This is a genomic window from Amycolatopsis deserti (assembly GCF_014653945.1).
GTDB lineage: Bacteria > Actinomycetota > Actinomycetes > Mycobacteriales > Pseudonocardiaceae > Amycolatopsis_E > Amycolatopsis_E deserti.
The window spans coordinates 424,927-444,163 of the sequence record NZ_BNAU01000002.1 but is presented as its reverse complement, the minus strand read 5'-3'; the positions used below and the strand labels follow the sequence as shown (position 1 = coordinate 444,163).

Below are 19,237 nucleotides of genomic sequence, written 5' to 3'. Positions count from 1 at the left end.
TCATGTCGGAGGTCGTCGAGCGCACCGAGGTGTTGCTGCCGGAGCCGGCGCGGGCGCTGGGTGCGTTGCTGGATGTGCCGGTGCCGGATCTGGCGGGCGGGGCGGGCCTGCCGCTGTTGTGGCACTGGCTGTATCTGCTGGACCGGCCCGCGCAGGCCGATCTGGGCCCGGACGGGCACCCGGTGCGCAACTGCGTGCCCGCGCCTCCGGGCCAGGGCCGGCGGCGGATGTGGGCCGGCGGTCGGGTCCGGACACACGGACCGCTGCGGTGCGGGGAGCCGGCGACCCGGCGCACCCGGGTGCTGTCGGTGCGGGACACACAGGGCCGGTCCGGGCCCTTGACCTTCGTGGTGGTCGAACACCGGATCTCCCAGGGCGGGCGGGTGGTGGTCGACGAGCAGCAGGACATCGTCTACCGCACCGCCACCTCCGCCGCCCCGCCCGCGGCCGCGGGGACACCGGCGGCGCCCGCCAGGCCCGGTGAACGGGAGATCGCGGTGACCCCCACCCTGTTGTTCCGGTTCTCCGCGCTGACCTACAACGCCCACCGCATCCACTACGACCGCGACTACGCCCGCGACGTGGAGGGCTATCCCGGGCTGCTGACCCACGGGCCGTTGCAGGCGCTGGCCATGGCCGAAGCCGCCCGCGCCACCCGCCACAACGGCCAGGGGGCGTTCTCCTACCGGCTGGTGTCACCCCTGTTCGACCACCAGGGACTCGTCGTGGCCGCGGTCGAGGACGCGGACGGGGTCACCACCACGGCGCGGGACCTGCACGGGCGCCAGACCGCCACCGGAACACTGCGGGAGGCCTGATGGTGGCGAGTGCGCGCAGTTTCCTGTTCGTGCCCGGGCACCGCCCGGACCGGTTCGCCAAGGCCGCCGCCTCCGGCTGCGACGTGGTCGTGCTCGACCTGGAGGACGCGGTCGGCGCGGACAGCAAGGCCGAAGCGCGTCAGCACGTGCGGTCCTGGCTGGCCGCCGGCCACCCCGCGGTGGTGCGGATCAACGCACCCGGCACCCCCTGGTTCACCGACGACCTGGCCGCGGTCGCCGACCACGCCACCGCGGTGATGGTGCCCAAAGCCGAAGACCCAGCCGTGCTGGACGCCATCCCGGCCCTGGTGATCCCGTTGATCGAGACCGCGCTGGGCATCACCCGGGCAGTGGACGTGTGCGCGGCGGCATCGGTGGTGCGCCCGGCGTTCGGCAGCATCGACCTCGCCGCCCAGCTCGGCCTCGACCCCACCTCCCACACCGCCCTCCAGCACGCCCGCTCCACGCTGGTGCTCGCCGCCGCCACCACCGGCCGCGCCGCCCCCATCGACGGCGTCACCACCACCCTCGACAACCCCGAGCCGCTCCACGCCGACCTCGCCCACGCCATCGAACTCGGCTACACCGGCAAACTCTGCATCCACCCCCACCAGACCGCACCGGTCAACACCGCCTTCACCCCCACCCCCACCGAAATCCACTGGGCCACAGAAGTCCTGGCCTGCGTCACCGACGGCTCCGTCACCGTCCACAACGGCCACATGGTGGACCGCCCGGTCATCCTCCGCGCCCAGACGATCCTCGCCCGCGCGCGGTATCGCTCTTGACCGGTTCCCTCAGCCGGGCACGATGCTGAACGCCCGGATCTTGCGGTAGATCGTGGCCCGCGACATGCCGAGGTCGGCGGCGGCGCGCTCCTTGTTGCCGTTGTTCGCCGCGAGGCTGCGGACGATCGCGTCGCGTTCCATGATCTCCAGGCGGGTCAGCTGGCGCCGGGTGACGGTCCGGCATTCGGCAGGCAGGTCGTCCACCTCGACCACACCGGTGCGGCGCCGCCGGGAGACCTGCGCCAGCACGTCGTCGAGCTGACCGACGTTGCCCGGCCACGGCAGCCGCATCAGCTGGCGCAGGCACGCGTCCGAGACCTCGAGATCGCGGTTGCCCGCGTGGCGGGCCAGCAGGGCGGGCACGAGAGGGCGCACATCTTCGATGCGGTGGCGCAGCGGCGGCACCTCGACCGTGTGCGCGAAGAACGGCATGAGCCAGTTGTGGATCTCGGACCCGCGCGGGTCCTCACCCACGGTGACGGCCACCCAGGCCGGCGCCTCGTCCGGCGGAGCGGCCTGCCAGGTGGTGAACAACTCCGAGAGGCGCTGCATCCCCTCTTCGGTGAGCGCGTCGGCGTGACGCAGGATCACCACCGGCGAGTTTCCGCAGCTCACCTCGTCGGCCAGGGCGTGCGCCCACGCCTCGTAGTCGCCCACGGGAGCGCAGTCGAGCACGACCTGCCGGCCGGGCGCGTGCCGCCGGGCGACAGCCTGGGCGAGCGCCGTCTTGCCCGTCCCGGTCTCGCCGGTCAGCACCAGCCAGTTCCGGCCGGTGATGCTCGCCTCGGCCGCGGCGCACGCCTGCCGCCAGACCGGGCTGCTGCCGGCGAGCCCGGGCAGCCGCACCTCGGCGCGACCGGCGGCGCGCCGGGGCACCGCCTGGTTCTTCACCCGGAACAGTCCGCCCACCAGCGTCGAGCCGTGGTGGACCGGGCGGTACTCCAACCGGGCGACCACCCCGGACGGGAGGTCGGCCAGGACCGTGGCCGGCGTCGGCGACCCCGCGACATCGGCCGTGTGGGTGATCAGCGCCGCCCGGTCCGCCGCGTCGTACAGGTCCTGGGCGTGGTTGTTGACCATCACCACGTCCTCGTTGACGGCGATGATGGCGCCCGAGCCACGCCGGCAGGAAGCGAGGTACTCGCGGAACAGCGCCAGCTCACGCGCACCCGCCCCGGCGAGCATCGCCTCCTCGATCCGCTTCGCCGTCGTGCGGGCCAGCGTCAGCAGCAGCGGGCCCGGCGCACCCGTCCAGGAGGTGAGGTCGAGCACGCCGACCAGGTGACCGCGGATGGGGTGGTGGATCGGCGCGCCGGCGCATTCGAAGGCCGCGAGGCGGCTGTTGAAGTGCTCGAAGCCGGACACGAGCACGGGTTGCTGGCATTCGAGTGTCGTGCCGATCCCGTTCGTCCCGATCGACTCCTCCGCGTAGCTGAAGCCCGGTGCGAGGCAGATCCGGTCCAGGCCGGAATGCAGCGCGTGGTCCGGGCTGGAGCGGCTCACCACGAGGCCGTCGGCGTCGGTGAGCAGGATGGCGACCGGGTGATCGGACAGTTCGGTCGTCAGGTTCTCCAGGATGGGCTTCGCGCAACGCACCAGGAGGCTGTCCTCGTCGCGGTCGGGTACGAAGATCGGGTCGGGCTCGTCGGCGTCGATCCGGTGCTCCAGCGCGCGCCGCCACGACGCGGAGATGATCTCCCGCACGCCCGCCAGCTCGGGCACCGGCCTGGACAGAAACTTCTCCCGCAACGCGCTGACCTGCGGTTCCGACCGGTGTCCTGGCCTCGTCACCACCGTCTCCTTCGACGTCGCGTGCTGTGGTCGCTGGGCTGATCCGCCCACGAGAACACATCGTGGCCGAGATCGTGCAGTGTCCCGGTCTCACATTGAGACAGAACTCACCTGCGATGCGCAACACACTCTCCCCCGTCAGTGACGACTGCCGGGCGGCGAGACCCCGGCCCGAGGAGGCTGAATTGAGCAGGCAGAGTCTCACCAAGGCGCACAACAAGATCACGGAGTTGTCCTGGGAGCCGACCTTCGCCACGCCGGCGACCCGGTTCGGCACGGACTACACGTTCGAGAAGGCCCCCAAGAAGGACCCGCTCAAGCAGATCATGCGCTCCTACTTCCCGATGGAGGAGGAGAAGGACAACCGCGTCTTCGGCGCGATGGACGGCGCGATCCGCGGCAACATGTTCCGGCAGGTGCAGCAGCGCTGGCTGGAGTGGCAGAAGCTGTTCCTGTCGATCATCCCGTTCCCGGAGATCTCCGCGGCGCGGGCGATGCCGATGGCCATCGACGCGGTGCCGAACCCGGAGATCCACAACGGACTCGCGGTGCAGATGATCGACGAGGTTCGCCACTCCACGATCCAGATGAACCTCAAGAAGCTGTACATGAACAACTACATCGACCCGGCGGGTTTCGACATCACCGAGAAGGCGTTCGCGAACAACTACGCGGGCACCATCGGCCGCCAGTTCGGCGAGGGGTTCATCACCGGTGACGCGATCACCGCGGCCAACATCTACCTGACGGTCGTGGCCGAGACCGCGTTCACCAACACCCTGTTCGTCGCGATGCCCGACGAGGCCGCCGCCAACGGCGACTACCTGCTGCCGACGGTCTTCCACTCGGTGCAGTCCGACGAGTCGCGGCACATCAGCAACGGCTACTCCATCCTGTTGATGGCACTGGCCGACGAGCGCAACCGCCCGCTGCTGGAGCGCGACCTGCGCTACGCCTGGTGGAACAACCACTGCGTGGTGGACGCCGCGATCGGCACGTTCATCGAGTACGGCACGAAGGACCGGCGCAAGGACCGCGAGTCCTACGCCGAGATGTGGCGCCGCTGGATCTACGACGACTACTACCGCAGCTACCTGCTCCCGCTGGAGAAGTACGGCCTGGTCATCCCGCACGACCTGGTCGAGGAGGCGTGGAACCGGATCACCAACAAGTTCTACGTGCACCGCGTGGCGCAGTTCTTCGCCACCGGCTGGCCGGTGAACTACTGGCGCATCGACGGCATGACCGACGCCGACTTCGAGTGGTTCGAGGACAAGTACCCGGGCTGGTACAGCCAGTTCGGCAAGTGGTGGGAGGCCTACAACCGGCTGCGTTACCCGGGCCGGAACAAGCCGATCGCGTTCGAAGACGTCGGCTACGAGTACCCGCACCGGTGCTGGACCTGCATGGTGCCCTGCCTCGTCCGCGAGGACCTGGTGGTCGACAAGGTCGACGACCAGTGGCGGACCTACTGCTCGGAGACCTGCGCCTGGACCGACAAGGTCGCCTTCCGCCCGGAGTACGAGGGCCGGGAGACCCCCAACATGGGCCGGCTCACCGGCAAGCGCGAGTGGGAGACGCTGCACCACGACCGCGATCTCGCCGACATCGTCGCCGACCTGGGCTACGTCCGCGACGACGGCAAGACCCTCATCCCGCAGCCGCACCTGGACCTGGACGACCCGAAGAAGCTGTGGACGCTCGACGACATCCGGGGCATCCGGTTCGCCAGCCCGAACGTCACGCTCAACCAGATGACCGACGCCGAACGCGAGGAGTGGGCCGCGGCCTACCGCGCCAACCCGAACGTCACGGTCGCCTGACTGGCCTGAGGACCCGCGGACGGCGGTGTGCCCCCACCGCCGTCCGCCCCCTCCGGAGAATCGAGAGACCAATGGCCGACAAGCACCGCATCTCCTTCGAACCGGTCGACATCGAGATGGAGGTCGGCGAGGACGAGAAGATCCTCGACGCCGCGTTCCGCCAGGGCATCCACCTCATGCACGGGTGCCGCGAAGGCCAATGCTCGGCGTGCAAGTCGTATGTGCTCGACGGTGACATCCAAATGGAGCGCTACTCGACGTTCGCCTGCAACGACGCCGAGGTCGAAGAGGGCTACGTGCTGCTGTGCCGGGCGCACGCCTTCAGCGACTGCACCATCGAGCTGCTCAACTTCGACGAGGAAGAGCTGCTCAACTCCGCCCCGCTGCAACAGATCCGGACCGAGGTCCTCGAGGTCGTGGAGCACACGCACGACATCGTCGGGCTCAAGCTCAAACCGGTCGACCCGCCCGCCTACGAGTTCAAACCCGGGCAGTACGCCGACCTCACCATCCCCGGCACCGACGAGCACCGCTCGTTCTCGATGGCCACGATCCCGTCCTCGGGCGACCACATCGAGTTCGTCATCAAGAAGTACCCGGGCGGCAAGTTCTCGTCGCTGCTGGACGACGGGATCGCGCCCGGCGACACCATCGACCTCACCGGGCCGTACGGCAACTTCACGCTCAAGAACGGGCACGTGCTGCCCCTGGTGCTGATGGCGGGCGGCGCCGGCATGGCCCCGGTGCTCAGCCTGCTGCGCCACCTCAGCGAAACCGGGGACACCCGCCGGATCCGCTTCTACTACGGCGCCCGCACCGCCGCGGACCTGTTCTACCTGGACGAGATCCGCGCACTCGGCGAGCGCCTGCCGGACTTCGGGTTCGTCGTCGCGCTCTCGGAGTCCGCCGAGGGCGCCGAAGGGCTCGGCGTCACCGCGGAACCCGGCATGGTCACCGACGTGGTGGAGGCCAGGGAGCCCGAGCTGCACCGCAGCGAGGTGTACCTGTGCGGCCCGCCGCCGATGGTGGACGCGGCGCTGGCGCTGGCGGCCCGCCAGGGCGTGCCGGACGACCAGGTGTTCTACGACAAGTTCACCACATCGGTTCGCGACGAGTAGACATCGCAAGGAGACAACACATGACGAGCAGTGCGAAGACGCGCAGCTTCCCGAAGGTGGAGTTCACCGACTCCGAGGCAGGCGCACTCGAGTTCCCCAGCTCGAAGAGCCGCGCCTACAACTACTTCAAGCCGGCCAAGCTGCGCGCGACCGTGTACGAGGACGTCACCGTCGACGTGCAGCCGGACCCCGAGCGGCACCTGAGCCAGGGCTGGATCTACGGCTTCGGCGACGGGCCCGGCGGCTACCCGAAGGAGTGGACCTCCGCGAAATCGTCGAACTGGCACGCCTTCCTCGACCCGAACGAGGAGTGGGAGCAGACGATCTACCGCAACAACTCCGCGGTGGTCCGGCAGGTCTCCCTGTGCCTGGAGAACGCCAAGCGCGCCGGCGCCTACGGCAACTGGAACACCGCGTGGCAGAAGTTCATCGCCCGCAACCTCGGCGCCTGGATGCACGCCGAGAACGGGATGGCGCTGCACGTGTTCACCTCGATCCAGCGGTCCGGCCCCACCAACATGATCAACACCGCGGTGGCCGTCAACGCCGCGCACAAGATGCGCTTCGCGCAGGACCTCGCGCTGTTCAACCTGGACCTGTCGGAGTCGCTGGACACCTTCGACGGCTCGGTGCACAAGGAAGTCTGGGCCTCGGCCGAGGAGTGGCAGCCCACCCGCAAGGCCGTCGAGGAGCTCACCGCGGTCGGTGACTGGGCGGAGCTGCTGTTCGGCACCAACGTCGTGTTCGAGCAGCTGGTCGGCCAGCTCTTCCGGTCGGAGCTGGTCATGCAGATCGCCGCCACCAATGGCGACTACATCACCCCGACCATCGTCGGCACCGGCGAGTACGACTACAGCCGCGACCTCGGCTACACGCGGGCGCTGTTCCGGATGCTCACCCGCGACGAGCAGTTCGGCGAGAGCAACCGGGAGCTGTTCGGCCAGTGGCTCGCGAAGTGGGTGCCGCCGTGCCTGGACGCCGCCTACGCGCTGCAGCCGATCTGGTCGCAGCCGGCCGAGAAGGCCCGCACGTTCGCCGACTCGCTGGCCGCCACCAAGGAGAAGTTCGCCCAGCTGCTCGAGGAGATCGGGCTGGACACCCCGAAGGAGTTGGACAAGTGAGCAGCACCATGCAGTTCGGTTCGCAGGCCGGGTCGTCGAACATGTGCGGCGTCACGCTGATGAACACCCCGATCGGGCGCGTGGTCGCCGACGTGATGGGGGCCAAGAACGGCGTGTCCCTGGTGGAGTACCCGTCGATGATCCGCGTGGACGGCACCCGGCTGCTGGAGTTCGACTACGACGAGCTGACCGAGGCACTCGGTGAGCCGTTCGACGGGTCGATCTTCGAGGAGATCAGCTCCACGCACTACGGCCGCATGGTGCACCTGGACGACCGCACCCTGCTGTTCGCCAACCCGGAGGACGCGGCCGAGTACATCGGTTTCGACCTGTCCGCGCACGGCTGACGAAACCCCGCACTCGTGGTGGCGGGCCGGGCAGGCCCGCCACCACGGTTCCACCGAGCACCAGCACCGCGAAGGGCGAGCGATGTACGAAAAGGACGGCGAAAAGTACTACGTGGTCGACGGGCACGTCCACATCTGGGACGGCCGGGCGTCCAACCACAAGAACGTGCACGGCAAGCAGTTCATCGACTGCTTCTACGACTACCACAAGAACCTCAGCCCGGAAGAGGTCGTCTGGGACTACGACACCTACACCTACTACGGCGCCGAGCGGTTCATGAAGGACCTCTTCGGCGAGGGCTACGTCGACCACGCCATCTTCCAGGCCACCCTGCTCAGCGACTTCTACCACACCGGGTTCGGGCAGACCGAGGAAGCGTTCGGGCTCACCCGGCAGCACCCGGACAAGCTCACCTACAACCACGCCTACGACCCGCGCCACGGCGAGGCCGGGCTGGAACAGCTGCGCCGGGACGCGGAACGGTTCGGGCTCAAGGGCGTCAAGCTCTACACCGCCGAATGGCACGGCGACTCGCGCGGCTACAAGCTCGACGAGCCGTGGTCGCGCCGCTACCTCGAGGAGTGCCTGGAACTGGGCATCCGCAACATCCACGTCCACAAGGGACCGACGATCCGGCCGCTGGACCGGGACGCCTTCGACGTCGCCGACATCGACAAGGTCGCCACCGACTACCTCGACCTCAACTTCATCGTCGAGCACGTCGGGCTGCCGCGGCTGGAGGACTTCTGCTGGATCGCCACGCAGGAGTCCAACGTCTACGGCGGACTGGCCGTGGCGATCCCGTTCATCCACACGCGGCCGCGCTACTTCGCCCAGATCATCGGCGAACTGCTGTACTGGATCGGCGAGGACAAGATCCTCTTCGGCAGCGACTACGCCCTGTGGACGCCGAAGTGGCTGGTGGAGAAGTTCGTGGACTTCCAGATCCCCGCCAACATGACCGAGTACGCGCCGATCACCACCGACCAGAAGAAGAAGATCCTCGGTCTCAACGCGGCCGCGTTGTACGACCTGGACGTGCCCGGCGAGCTGCGCCTGCCGACCCAGGCCGGTGACGCGGACGCCGAGGTCGCGGCGGGGGCTGGTGCCTCATGACCCAGACCGCCGTGTCCGTGGAAGCCGAAGTCCTCGCGGCGCTGTCCACGGTGCTCGACCCCGAACTCGACGAGCCGGTGACCGAGCTGGGTTTCGTCCGGTCCGTGGCGATCGACGACGAGGGCGTGGAGGTGCACCTGCGCCTGCCCACCTCGTTCTGCGCCCCCAACTTCGCCTACCTCATGGTGGCCGACGCCTACGACGCGCTGGCGACGGTGCCCGGGGTGGGGCGGGTGCGGGTGCTGCTCGACGACCACCACGACTCCGACAAGATCAACACTGGAACCGCCGCCGGGCTCGGTTACGTCGGGACCTTCGGCGTGGAGGCGCAGGACAGCCTGGACGAACTGCGCCGCACCTTCCAGCGCAAGGCTCACCTGGCCGCGATGGAACGGTGCTGCCGGTCCGTGCTGGCCAGCGGCGCGTGGACGATCGAGGAGCTGCCGCTGCTGGAGCTGTTCGACCTGCCGGAGGGCCGCCTGAAGTCGGCCCTCATGCGGCGGCGCGAGGCCGTCGGACTGCCCAACCACTCGCACGCGCGGGTGATGGTGGACCACGACGGCACCCCGGTCACGGGGTCCGACGTGGCGCTGCGGTTGCGGCTGGCCACCGCCACCCGCGTGTCCATCGAGGGCAACGCCCACTTCTGCCGGGGCCTGCTCGCCACCCGTTACGCCGGCGTCGATCCCGCCGGCTCCGCCCCGGTCGTCACCAACACCAGGAGCCACCCATGAAAGCCGCACAGGTCACCGGCTACCACCGCAACCTCGAACTGCGCGACGTCGAGGAACCCAAGATCACCGGGCCGCTGGACGTCGTGGTCCGGGTGGGCGCGGCGGGCGTGTGCCGCACCGATCTGCACATCCTGGAAGGGCAGTGGGCGGAGAAATCCGGTGTCGCCCTGCCCTACACGATCGGGCACGAGAACGCGGGCTGGGTGCACGCCGTCGGGGACGCGGTCACGAACGTGGCGGTGGGGGACAAGGTGATCCTCCACCCGCTGATCACCTGCGGCCTGTGCCGGGCCTGCCGGCTCGGCGACGACGTGCACTGCGAGAACTCGCGCTTCCCCGGCATCGACAGCCACGGCGGGTACGCCGAGTACCTGCTCACCTCGGCCCGCTCGTGCGTCAGGCTCGACGACAGCCTCGAACCCGCCGACGTGGCCGCGCTCGCCGACGCCGGGCTGACCGCGCAGCACGCCGCCGCGAAGGCCGCGAGGGTGCTGCGGCCGGGGGAGGTGTGCGTGATCATCGGTGCCGGCGGTCTGGGCCACATCGGCATCCAGTGCCTGAAGGCGATGAGCGCGGCCACGCTCGTCGTCGTGGACCGCAACCCCGCCGCGCTGCGGCTGGCCGAAGAGGTCGGCGCCGACGTCACCGTGGTGGCCGACGGCAACCACGTGCGCGCGGTGCTGGAACTGACCGGTGGGCACGGCGCCGAGGCGGTGATCGACTTCGTCGGCGAGGGCGGTTCCACGTCGGAGGGCGTCCGTATGCTGCGCCGCGCGGGCAACTACTACGTGGTCGGCTACGGCGAGAACATCGACGTGCCGACCATCGACATCATCTCGACCGAGATCAACTTCATCGGCAACCTCGTCGGCTCCTACACCGACCTGCAGGACCTGATGGTGCTCGCCGCCCAGGGCAAGGTGAAACTGCACACCGCCCAGTACCGGCTGGAGGAGTTCCAGCGGGCCATCGACGACCTGAGCGCGGGCAAGGTCCGCGGCCGGGCGATCCTCATCCCCTGAATCGCGGGTTCTTCCCACCACGGAAAGGAAACAGCAATCATGGCGAAGCAGCTGCGGTTCAGCGTCGAGGCGCGGCGCCGGCTCGAACTCGGCGTGAACACACTGGCCGACGCGGTCAAGGTCACCCTGGGCCCCAAGGGGCGCAACGCGGTGCTGGAGAAGCTGACCGGTCCGCCGACCATCACCAACGACGGCGTCACCATCGCCAGGGAGGTGCAGCTGGCGGAGCCGTTCGCCAACATGGGCGCCCAGCTGGTCAAGGAAGTCGCGATGAAGACCAACGGGGCCGTCGGCGACGGCACCACCACCGCGACGGTGCTCGCCCAGGCGATGGTGCGGGAGGGGCTGGCCGCCCTCGGCGAGGGCGCGAACCCGATGCGGGTGCGCCGCGGCATCGAGGAGACCGTCGAGGCCGTCGTGGAGTACCTGCGCAAGTCCGCGGCCCAGGTGTCCGGTGAGGCCGAGCTGGAGCGGATCGCCACCCTCGCCGCCAGCGACGACGAACGCATCGGGCGCGTGATCGCCCAGGCGCTCGCCGCGGTCGGCCGGGAAGGTGTCGTCGAGGTGGAGGAGTCCGACGAGCCCGGCCTGGGGGTCGAGCTGGTGGACGGGATCGAGTTCGACCACGGCTACACCTCGCCGTACATGGTGACCGATCGGGACCGGATGGAGGTCTCCTACGACGACCCCGCCATCCTGCTGACCAACAAGAAGATCAGCCAGGTGCAGGACCTGATGCCGACGGTGGAGGCGGCCCGGCGCCTGGACCGGCCGCTGGTGATCCTCGCCGAGAACGTCGACGGCCCCGCCCTGCAGATGATCCTCAGCGGGAACGTGCACGGCACCTACCCCGCGGTCGTGGTCCGCGCGCCCGGCTTCGGCCACCGGCGCGTGGCCGAGCTGGAGGACCTCGCCGCCGCGCTCGGCGGCCGGGTGATCAGCGACGACTCCGGGCTGACCCTGGCCGAGGTCACCGAGGCCGACCTCGGCCGCTGCGAGCACATCACGATCACCGAGGACACCACGACGATCATCGGTGGGGCCGGTGACGAGCAGGCCGTGCGGGCGCGGATCGGCCAGCTGGACAAACAGCTCAAGCGGGCCCGCATCGAGCACGACCAGGACAGCCTGCGGTTGCGCATCGCCCGGCTGACCGGCCGCATCGCCGTCGTCCGCGTCGGCGCCGCCACCAGCGTCGAGCTCAAGGAGCGGATGCTGCGGGTCGAGGACTCGCTGGCGGCGGCCAGGGCGGCGCTGGAGGAAGGGATCGTGGCCGGCGGCGGGGCGTCCCTGGCGCAGGCCGCGCGGTGCGTCGACCTGGTCGGGCTCGACGGTGACGCGGCGCAGGGCCGGGAGATCGTGCGCCGCGCGCTGGGGGAGCCGCTGCGGTGGATCGCGGCCAACGCCGGCTACGACGGCGAGGAGGTGCTGGCGCGGGTGTCCGGGATGGACAACGGTGGCGGGTTCGACGCGCTGACCGGCGAATACACGGATCTCTTCGCCGCCGGTGTGGTCGACCCGCTCAAGGTGACCCGCTCGGCGCTGGAGAGCGCGGCGTCCATCGCGGCCCTGCTGATCACGACCGAGACCGCGATCGTGGAAGAGGTGCTGGTCAACCCGGGCGCCATCATCGCTCCCGGCGCCGGGGACCTCGCCGAGGGGATGGTGCGCCCGTCCAACATCTACTGAGCGGCGCACAACGGCCCCACGCACGTCCTCTCCGGGACGCGCGTGGGGCCTTTCTGCTCAGCCGGCGGCGACGGGCAGGTGCGCCCGCACGTGCTCCAGGGCGGCGCCGATCAAGTCGCCGGGTGCACAGTGGACGTCGGCCAGGCCGGCGGCCACCGCGGCCCGCGGGCCGTAGCGCACCCCGCGCGGCGGTGCGGGCTGGACGACCCCACCCGAGATGATCCGGACGCCGGCGGCCTCGGCCAGGCGGTACCCCGCGCCGATCGCGTCGCCGTTGAGGGCGGCCACGACCGGAAGCGGATGGCTCCGCAGAGCCTCCAGGACGAGCGGCAACCGCTCCAGCACCGCGGCGCGGGCGGGCACACCGGTGGGCGCGACATCCGGTGCGAAGACGCCGTGCGCCCCGGTGAGGACGATCGGGTGCGCGGGGCCGATGTAGGTGATGGCCGCGGCGAGCCCGTCGAGCAGCTCGGTGTCCAGCGGCCGGGGTGCGGTGCGGATACGCACCACCACCGCTCCCGACTGGTAGTGCAGGTCCAGCATCGTCGCCTCCTGGCAAGCGCTTCCGGTGCCCGCACGCTACCGAGGCGACGCGGCCGCCCCTGTCTCACAATGAGACCTCCGCGGGGACCGCACTCTGGTGTCATCGGGGGAGTGCGAGTCCGGGGACGAAGGGATGGTCGCGGTGACGCTGGAAGAACTGTCGATGCCGGTCGTCGAGGACCGGACCGAGGAGGAGACCCTCGAGCACGTGGGGTGCCTGGAGCGGGCGCTCGGCGACCTGGTCCGGGCCGGCTGGCGGATCGACCCGGCGGGCGGCTGAGCGCCACACCCGTCGTCAGTCCCGCACGGCGAGTTCGCCGAGCTCGGACCAGTCGTCCTGGTCCACCACCGTGTTCACGATCCGCGGCGTCTCGGCGAGGTGCTTCGGAAGCGTCTCCCGCGCGGCCCGGAAATGCGCGGACCGCACGTGCCGGGCGCCGGCGTCGGCGTCGGCGAACGCCTCGACCAGGACGTACTCGGCCGGGTCGTCGACGCTGCGGGACCAGTCGAACCACAGGCACCCCGGCTCCGCGCGGGTCGCCTCGGTGAACTCCCGCGCGATCTCCGGCCAGTGGTCGGCGTAGGTGTCCTTGACGCGGAACTTGGCCGTGATGAAGATCATCTGCTGCTCCTTCTGCCGACTGTGTCCGGGTTGGTGTAACACCCGGCGCCGGCACCGGCTGTCTCGATCTGAGACGACCACGGCCGGTCACGCCCAGGTGACCAACGCGTCCAGCGCCTCCACCCGGGACCCGGCCACCAGCAGCGGGTTCACCTCGAGCGCGGACAGCCGCGGGCCCAGCTCCACGGCCACCTCGCCGATGCGCGCGATCACCTCCGACAGCCGCCCGAGGTCGGCCGGCTCCGCGCCGCGCGCGCCGGTCAGCAGGCCGTACCCGCGCAGCTCGGCCAGCGCCGCACGCACGTCCTCCGGGGTGACCGGCAGCAGCCGCAGCGCGGTGTCCCGCAGGACCTCCACCCACACCCCGCCCAGCCCGATCGCCATGGTCAGGCCCCACGCCGGATCACGCACCACGCCGACCAGCAGTTCCACCCCGCCCCGCCGCTGCGGCTGGACCAGGGTGGCCGCGTCCGCATGGCCGTGTGCACGCAGCGCGGCGACCACCTCGCGGTGCGCCGCCCGCACCTCGTCCGGCCCGGTCAGCCCCAGCCGCACGCCGCCGATGTCGCTCTTGTGCCCGAGCCCCTCCGCCGCGGCCTTGAGCACCACCGGGTACCCGAACCGCTCGGCCGCGGCGACCGCTTCGGCCTCGTCCGCGGCCAGTTCGGCGGGCACCACCGGGATGCCGTGCCCGGCGAGCAGCCGCGCCGACCGGTGCTCGGCCCAGACCTCGCCCGGCCCGGCCGGCGCCGGTTCCGCGGCCGGCGCCACGTCCCGCACCTGGCGCACCGCCTCCGACCACCGCACCACGTTGCCGATCGCGGTCATGCCGTGCTCGATCCCGCCCGCCACGTGCGGGAACCCGGTCTGCGCCTGTACGTACCGGCCGAACTCGGTGATGTCGGCGAGGACGTTGCTGACCACGACCACCGGCACGCGCGACCGGCGAATCCGCTCGGCGGTCGCCCCGGCGATCTGCAGCGTCACCGACGGATCGGCCGGCGCCACCCGGGGCAGGTCGTTGAGCAGCAGCACCGCGTCGATCCCCGGGTCCTGCGCCACCACCTCCAGCGCCCGGCCGAGCAGGGTCCGGTCCACCACCACGTACCCCGTCACGTCCAGCGGGTTCTGCACGGTCGCGAAATCCGGCACGATCGCCGCCAGCCGCTCGACCGTCGACGGCGCGAACGCGGGCAGCTCCAGGCCCTCCTGCTCGGCCCGGTCGGCGATGATCTCCGACGCCCCACCCGAGGGCGTCACCACGCCGAGCCGCCGCCCGTCGACCCGGCCCACCGAAGCCAGCAGGCCGGCGGTGATGATCAGGTCCTCCAGCGAATGCACGCGGACCACCCCGAACCGGCGGAACGCCGCGTCGATCACCCGGTCGTCGCCGACCAGCGCGCCGGTGTGCGCCTGCGCGGTGTGCGAGGCCAGCGCGCTGGTGCCGATCTTCAGCGCGACCACGGGTTTCCCGGCGCGGGCGGCGCGCAGGCAGACCCGGGCGAACTCCGCGGGGTGCCGCACCGACTCCAGGAACAACGCGATCACCTTGGTGTCCGGGTCGTCCACCAGGTAGGACATCACGTCGGTCACCGAGACCATCGCCTCGTTGCCCATCGACGTGAGCAGGCTCAGCCCGACGTTGCGGGCCTGGGCGAAGGACAGCACCGAACTGGCCAGCGCGCCGCTCTGCAGCACGACGCCCACCGGGCCGGACTGCAGCGGCGCGGGGATGGGCAGGCCGTAGGGCGTGGTCCGGCCCGCGGCGTTGATGTAGCCGTTGCCGTTGGGGCCCAGCACGGTCAGCCCGTGCTCGACCGCGAAGGCCACGATCTCGTCCTCGAGCCGTTTGCCCGCCGGCCCGGTCTCGCCGAACCCGGCGGTGAGCACGACGTAGTTGCGGATGCCCAGCCCGGCGCCCTCCCGCAGCACGGACAGCACCGCGGTCGTGGGCACCATGACGAAGGCCAGGTCGACCGGCTCACCGATGTCGGTCAGGCTGCGGTGGGCGGTCTCGCCGTGCACCACCTCGGTGCGCGGGTTGACCAGGTACACCTTGCCCGCGAACTGGTGGTCCCGCAGGTTCTGGAAGGTCGACAGGGACCACCCGGACTTGTCGGTGGCGCCGACGAGCGCGATGGAGCTGGGGCGGAACAGCTCGAGCAGCGAGCGTGTCATCCGGTCACTCCCCGATCCCGCCGAGGCGCGCGTGCCCCTTCAGCAGGTTGCGGGCGATGGTGCGGCGCTGGATCTCGTCGGTGCCCTCGAAGATGCGCAGCAGCCGCAGCTCCCGGTACCACCGTTCGATCGGCAGTTCCTTGGTGTAACCCATGCCGCCGTGGATCTGCAGCACCCGGTCCACCACCTGGTTGGCCATCAGCGCCCCGTGCAGCTTCGCGATCGAGGAGGCGTGACGCGCGTCCAGGCCGGTCTCCACCCGCCAGGCCGCGTACAGCGTGAGCCACTTGGTCGACTCGATCTCCACCTGGGAGTCCGCGATCTGCCACTGGATGGCCTGGTAGTCGGCGATCGGGCGGCCCATCGAATGCCGGATCTTCGCGTAGTCGATCGCCATCTGCAGCATCCGCTCGGCCGAGCCGATCGCGCGGGCCGGGATGAGGTAGCGGCCCTGCCCGATCCAGCGCATCGCCAGCTCGAAACCGCGGCCGACCTCGCCGAGCACGTTCGCGGCCGGCACCCGCACGTTGTCGAACACCAGCGAGGCCGGGCCCCACTGCCCCATGGTGGGGATCGGCTCGGACTTCCAGCCCATGTCGCGGTCGGCCAGGAAGCAGGTCACGCCCCCGTTCGCGCCCTTGTCCGGATCGGTCACGGCGAACACCATCACGAAGTCGGCCTCGTTGCCGCCGGTGATGAACACCTTCTCGCCGTTGATCACCCAGTCACCGCCGTCGCGCACCGCGCGGGTCCGGATGTTGCGCGCGTCGGACCCCGCACCCGGCTCGGTGATCGCGAAGCAGGACCGGCGCTCGCCCTCGATCGTCGGGATGAGGTAGCGCTGCTTCTGCTCCTCGTTGGCGAAGTAGAGGATGTTGTCCGCGGTGCCGCCGAAGCTGAACGGGACGAACGTGCGCCCGGTCTCCATGGCGACGATCGCGGCCATCACCGCGCCCAGGTTCATCCCGCCGTACTCCTCGGGCGTGTTCACGCCCCAGAACCCGGCTTTGCGGGCCTTGGCCCGCAGCTCGGTCAGCACGCCGGGGTCCAGCCCCGGACGCCCGGCGCGCTCGTTGCGCAGGACCTCCGGTTCGAGCGGGATCACCTCGCGGTTGACGAATGTCCGTACGGTGTCGCGGATCTGGCGTTCCTCGGTGCTGAGCGAGAAGTCGACCATCGACGCGGTCCTCTCTGCGATGTCCGGCGGGTGAATTTCTAGAACCGAACTCTAGGAAGATGTTCAGACTGCGTGCCGGACGCGGTGCGTGTCAAGACCATCACGCGAACCTGTCCGGTAACCTGTTCGGCGACAGCGAGGAGGCGCGGATGGCACGCAAGGCGAGCGGGAACGCCTGGCAGTGGAGCCGGACCGCGGAGACCCGGCGGGTGATGCTGGGTGCCGCCCGTGAGGTCTTCTGCGAGCAGGGCTTCGCCGACGCCAGCATCGCCGAGGTGGTCCGGCGCGCCGACTCCAGCGTCGGCAGCCTCTACCACCACTTCGGCGGCAAGACCGAGCTGTTCCTCGCGCTGTGGGAGGACCACCAGTCCGCGCACGAGCACGCGGCCGCGGCCGCGGTCGCCAAGGCGCGCGCGAACGGCGAAGAGGACCCGCTGGAGCTGTTCATCGTGGGCGCCCGCGCCTTCCTCGAGGGCTCGTGGCAGCGCCGCGACCTGTCCCGGCTGTTCATGGACGGCGGCGGCCCGCCCGGGTTCGAGCTGATCCGCCGCACCCGCGGCCGGGAGTGGGTCCGGCAGAACGCGGTGCTGCTCGGCGCCGGCACCAGCTCGGTCGACCGGCTCACCGTCGCCGTGCTGACCAGCATCATCGGCGAGGCCGGCCGCGAGATCGCCACGTCGTCGTCCAAGCGCGAGGCCAACCGGATCGCCGAGGCCGCGATCGTGCTCATCCGCCGGCTCAACCCGCTGGACGTCTGAGGTCCGGAGTGGACATCCCGGCTCCTCGGCGGTGATCAACCCGTTTGCGGGAGTCCGCGGCCCGTGGTGGCTGCCTAGTATCGAATGAGATTCTAGGATTACCTCGGGAGGCGCAGCCATGTCCGAACCGGCCGAACGGGAGCGGCTCCGCTACGCCTGGCGGGCGCTGTCCGTGGTGAGCATGGCGAGCATCGTGACCGCACTGGGCAGCAGTTCCCTCAACGTCGCGCTGCCCGAGGTGGTCCGGCACTTCGACGCCGGCGCCGCGGCCGCCAGCTGGATGCTGCTGTCGTTCATGCTCGCCAACACCGTGCTGATGGTCGTGTTCGGACGGCTGGCGGACCTGTTCGGGCGCCGCACGCTGTACCTGTGCGGGCTGGCCACCTACACCGGGGCCAGCCTGCTGCTGGGGTTCTCGCCCGGCGCGTGGTGGCTGGTCGGGCTGCGGGTGGTGCAGGCCGCCGGCGGGGCGATGCTGCTGACCAACAGCGCCGCGATCCTCACCGACGCCTTCCCACGCCGCCACCTCGGCCGCGGCATGGGCATCTACATCGCGTCGTTCTCCGTCGCCCAGCTGATCGGTCCCACGCTCGGCGGGTTCCTTACCCACCGGTTCGGGTGGCAGTGGGTGTTCTGGTTCAACGTCCCGCTCGGCCTCGCCTGCCTGGCCTGGGGAGCGGCGACGCTGCGCCGGAGCGGGGGCGCCGGGCCGGACCGGGGCATCGACCTGCCCGGCAACCTGCTGGTGCTGGTCTCACTAGGCGGGCTGCTGTTCGGGCTGTCCCAGGCCGGCGAGCGCGGCTGGACGGACCCGGTCGTGCTGGCCGGGGTGGCGCTGTTCGCCGTGCTCGTGCCGGTGTTCGCGGTGGTGGAACGGCGCAGCCCACACCCCGTGGTCGACGTCCGCCTGTTCGCCGATCGCGTGTTCGCCCTGGGACTGCTCGCCTCGTTCCTCAACACCGTGGCGAGGATGGCCGTGGTACTGCTGGTCGCGCTGTTCTACCAGGCGGTGCACGGCGAGGACCCGGTGTCGGCCGGGCTGAAGGTGCTGCCGTTGTCGGTGGCGGCGATGATCGCCTCGGCCTGCGCCGGGCCGCTGCACGCGCGGATGAGCGCGCGGGCCGTGGCCGCGCTCGGCACCGCGACCGGCACCGCGGGCCTGGCGGTGCTGCTGGCCTTCGTCTCCGCGGACGGCTCCTACGCGCCGGTCTGCGTCGCACTGGTCCTCATCGGCGCGGGTTCCGGGATGTTCATGCCCGCCAACACCACGGCCCTGCTGGACGAGCTCCCGTCGCACCGCGTCGGCATCGTCAACGCCATGCGGCTGATGGTGCAGAACACCGGCGTGGTCATGAGCACCGCGCTCGCCCTGTCGCTGGTGACCAGCCCGCTCCCGGCGGCGCTGCGGCCGTCGGTGTTCGCCGGCACGCTGTCCCGGCTGCACCCGGCGGAGGTCGGCCTGCTGGTCACCGGCTACCGGCTGGCACTCGGCGTGATGACGGCGATCTCGGCGGTGGCGGTGCTGATCTCGGTCGGGGGCCGGACCACCGCGAACCGGCGCACGCCCGACCGGACTACGGTGGGCTGACCG

The 19,237-nt window shown here is 70.6% G+C and carries 18 protein-coding genes; 13 read left to right on the top strand and 5 right to left on the bottom strand.

Going from position 1 to position 19,237, the window contains the following annotated elements:
* Nucleotides 1-2 precede the first annotated feature (2 nt).
* Together IE290_RS10560 and IE290_RS10555 are read left to right on the top strand one after the other, a co-directional pair.
* The gene (locus IE290_RS10560; protein WP_191244368.1) at nucleotides 3-818 is read left to right on the top strand and encodes an HTD2 family dehydratase; all 816 of its coding nucleotides are present in this window, start codon (nucleotides 3-5) and stop codon (nucleotides 816-818) included.
* Nucleotides 818-1,606, top strand: a complete 789-nt coding sequence (locus IE290_RS10555; RefSeq protein ID WP_191244367.1) for an HpcH/HpaI aldolase/citrate lyase family protein — start codon at nucleotides 818-820, stop codon at nucleotides 1,604-1,606. Before IE290_RS10560 ends, IE290_RS10555 begins: the two co-directional genes overlap by 1 nt.
* A 9-nt stretch (nucleotides 1,607-1,615) precedes the next feature.
* Here the strand turns inward: IE290_RS10555 and IE290_RS10550 are convergent, their stop codons facing one another.
* On the bottom strand, nucleotides 1,616-3,397 hold the full coding sequence (locus tag IE290_RS10550) for a sigma-54-dependent Fis family transcriptional regulator (RefSeq protein ID WP_191244366.1): 1,782 nt from the start codon (nucleotides 3,395-3,397) through the stop codon (nucleotides 1,616-1,618).
* 185 nt (nucleotides 3,398-3,582) lie between these two features.
* On the opposite strand from IE290_RS10550, the gene IE290_RS10545 reads away from it, so the two are divergent.
* The 8 genes from IE290_RS10545 to groL all read left to right on the top strand — a co-directional run bounded on the left by IE290_RS10545 (nucleotide 3,583) and on the right by groL (nucleotide 12,368).
* A complete protein-coding gene (locus IE290_RS10545; protein ID WP_191244365.1) occupies nucleotides 3,583-5,220 on the top strand; it encodes a ferritin family protein in 1,638 nt (545 codons plus the stop codon).
* A gap of 71 nt (nucleotides 5,221-5,291) precedes the next feature.
* Nucleotides 5,292-6,338, top strand: a complete 1,047-nt coding sequence (locus IE290_RS10540; RefSeq protein WP_191244364.1) for a 2Fe-2S iron-sulfur cluster-binding protein — start codon at nucleotides 5,292-5,294, stop codon at nucleotides 6,336-6,338.
* Between the two features lie 20 nt (nucleotides 6,339-6,358).
* The gene (locus tag IE290_RS10535; RefSeq protein WP_191244363.1) at nucleotides 6,359-7,459 is read left to right on the top strand and encodes an aromatic/alkene monooxygenase hydroxylase subunit beta; all 1,101 of its coding nucleotides are present in this window, start codon (nucleotides 6,359-6,361) and stop codon (nucleotides 7,457-7,459) included.
* A complete protein-coding gene (mimD, locus tag IE290_RS10530) occupies nucleotides 7,456-7,806 on the top strand; it encodes a propane 2-monooxygenase effector subunit MimD (protein ID WP_229874387.1) in 351 nt (116 codons plus the stop codon). Before IE290_RS10535 ends, mimD begins: the two co-directional genes overlap by 4 nt.
* An 82-nt stretch (nucleotides 7,807-7,888) precedes the next feature.
* Nucleotides 7,889-8,923: an amidohydrolase family protein gene (locus IE290_RS10525; protein ID WP_191244362.1), complete on the top strand. Its 1,035-nt coding sequence runs from the start codon at nucleotides 7,889-7,891 to the stop codon at nucleotides 8,921-8,923.
* Entirely contained in the window at nucleotides 8,920-9,657 is a 738-nt protein-coding gene (locus tag IE290_RS10520) for an iron-sulfur cluster assembly protein (RefSeq protein WP_191244361.1), read from the top strand. The genes IE290_RS10525 and IE290_RS10520 overlap by 4 nt, the downstream gene beginning before the upstream one ends.
* On the top strand, nucleotides 9,654-10,679 hold the full coding sequence (locus IE290_RS10515) for an NAD(P)-dependent alcohol dehydrogenase (protein ID WP_191244360.1): 1,026 nt from the start codon (nucleotides 9,654-9,656) through the stop codon (nucleotides 10,677-10,679). The genes IE290_RS10520 and IE290_RS10515 overlap by 4 nt, the downstream gene beginning before the upstream one ends.
* A gap of 39 nt (nucleotides 10,680-10,718) precedes the next feature.
* Entirely contained in the window at nucleotides 10,719-12,368 is a 1,650-nt protein-coding gene (gene groL / locus IE290_RS10510; protein ID WP_191244359.1) for a chaperonin GroEL, read from the top strand.
* A gap of 57 nt (nucleotides 12,369-12,425) precedes the next feature.
* Here groL and IE290_RS10505 read toward each other — a convergent pair whose 3' ends face one another.
* A complete protein-coding gene (locus IE290_RS10505; RefSeq protein ID WP_191244358.1) occupies nucleotides 12,426-12,911 on the bottom strand; it encodes a Clp protease/crotonase-like domain-containing protein in 486 nt (161 codons plus the stop codon).
* Nucleotides 12,912-13,053: 142 nt separating this feature from the next.
* Here IE290_RS10505 and IE290_RS10500 point away from each other — a divergent pair, with 142 nt between their 5' ends.
* Nucleotides 13,054-13,191 carry a hypothetical protein gene (locus IE290_RS10500; protein WP_191244357.1) on the top strand — a complete coding sequence of 46 codons (138 nt, stop codon included), beginning with the start codon at nucleotides 13,054-13,056 and terminating at the stop codon, nucleotides 13,189-13,191.
* 15 nt (nucleotides 13,192-13,206) lie between these two features.
* Here the strand turns inward: IE290_RS10500 and IE290_RS10495 are convergent, their stop codons facing one another.
* The 3 genes from IE290_RS10495 to IE290_RS10485 all read right to left on the bottom strand — a co-directional run bounded on the left by IE290_RS10495 (nucleotide 13,207) and on the right by IE290_RS10485 (nucleotide 16,888).
* The gene (locus IE290_RS10495) at nucleotides 13,207-13,533 is read right to left on the bottom strand and encodes a putative quinol monooxygenase (protein WP_191244356.1); all 327 of its coding nucleotides are present in this window, start codon (nucleotides 13,531-13,533) and stop codon (nucleotides 13,207-13,209) included.
* Between the two features lie 87 nt (nucleotides 13,534-13,620).
* A complete protein-coding gene (locus tag IE290_RS10490) occupies nucleotides 13,621-15,711 on the bottom strand; it encodes an acetate--CoA ligase family protein (RefSeq protein ID WP_191244355.1) in 2,091 nt (696 codons plus the stop codon).
* Between the two features lie 4 nt (nucleotides 15,712-15,715).
* Complete coding sequence (locus IE290_RS10485; protein ID WP_191244354.1) at nucleotides 15,716-16,888, bottom strand: acyl-CoA dehydrogenase family protein; 1,173 nt, start codon at nucleotides 16,886-16,888, stop codon at nucleotides 15,716-15,718.
* 149 nt (nucleotides 16,889-17,037) lie between these two features.
* On the opposite strand from IE290_RS10485, the gene IE290_RS10480 reads away from it, so the two are divergent.
* Together IE290_RS10480 and IE290_RS10475 are read left to right on the top strand one after the other, a co-directional pair.
* On the top strand, nucleotides 17,038-17,646 hold the full coding sequence (locus IE290_RS10480) for a TetR/AcrR family transcriptional regulator (protein ID WP_191244353.1): 609 nt from the start codon (nucleotides 17,038-17,040) through the stop codon (nucleotides 17,644-17,646).
* Between the two features lie 118 nt (nucleotides 17,647-17,764).
* Nucleotides 17,765-19,234, top strand: coding sequence for an MFS transporter (locus IE290_RS10475; RefSeq protein WP_191244352.1), 1,470 nt, complete (start codon nucleotides 17,765-17,767; stop codon nucleotides 19,232-19,234).
* Nucleotides 19,235-19,237 lie beyond the last annotated feature (3 nt).

Bases quoted from the DNA above. Each gene is read 5' to 3' on its own strand.
- IE290_RS10490 (WP_191244355.1), bottom strand. From the start codon at position 15,711: ATGACACGCTCGCTGCTCGAGCTGTTCCGCCCCAGCTCCATCGCGCTC.
- IE290_RS10560 (WP_191244368.1), top strand. From the start codon at position 3: ATGTCGGAGGTCGTCGAGCGCACCGAGGTGTTGCTGCCGGAGCCGGCG.
- IE290_RS10555 (WP_191244367.1), top strand. From the start codon at position 818: ATGGTGGCGAGTGCGCGCAGTTTCCTGTTCGTGCCCGGGCACCGCCCG.
- IE290_RS10505 (WP_191244358.1), bottom strand. From the start codon at position 12,911: ATGCTGGACCTGCACTACCAGTCGGGAGCGGTGGTGGTGCGTATCCGC.
- IE290_RS10485 (WP_191244354.1), bottom strand. From the start codon at position 16,888: ATGGTCGACTTCTCGCTCAGCACCGAGGAACGCCAGATCCGCGACACC.
- IE290_RS10475 (WP_191244352.1), top strand. From the start codon at position 17,765: ATGTCCGAACCGGCCGAACGGGAGCGGCTCCGCTACGCCTGGCGGGCG.
- IE290_RS10540 (WP_191244364.1), top strand. From the start codon at position 5,292: ATGGCCGACAAGCACCGCATCTCCTTCGAACCGGTCGACATCGAGATG.
- IE290_RS10520 (WP_191244361.1), top strand. From the start codon at position 8,920: ATGACCCAGACCGCCGTGTCCGTGGAAGCCGAAGTCCTCGCGGCGCTG.
- IE290_RS10535 (WP_191244363.1), top strand. From the start codon at position 6,359: ATGACGAGCAGTGCGAAGACGCGCAGCTTCCCGAAGGTGGAGTTCACC.
- IE290_RS10495 (WP_191244356.1), bottom strand. From the start codon at position 13,533: ATGATCTTCATCACGGCCAAGTTCCGCGTCAAGGACACCTACGCCGAC.
- groL (WP_191244359.1), top strand. From the start codon at position 10,719: ATGGCGAAGCAGCTGCGGTTCAGCGTCGAGGCGCGGCGCCGGCTCGAA.
- IE290_RS10480 (WP_191244353.1), top strand. From the start codon at position 17,038: ATGGCACGCAAGGCGAGCGGGAACGCCTGGCAGTGGAGCCGGACCGCG.
- IE290_RS10525 (WP_191244362.1), top strand. From the start codon at position 7,889: ATGTACGAAAAGGACGGCGAAAAGTACTACGTGGTCGACGGGCACGTC.
- IE290_RS10515 (WP_191244360.1), top strand. From the start codon at position 9,654: ATGAAAGCCGCACAGGTCACCGGCTACCACCGCAACCTCGAACTGCGC.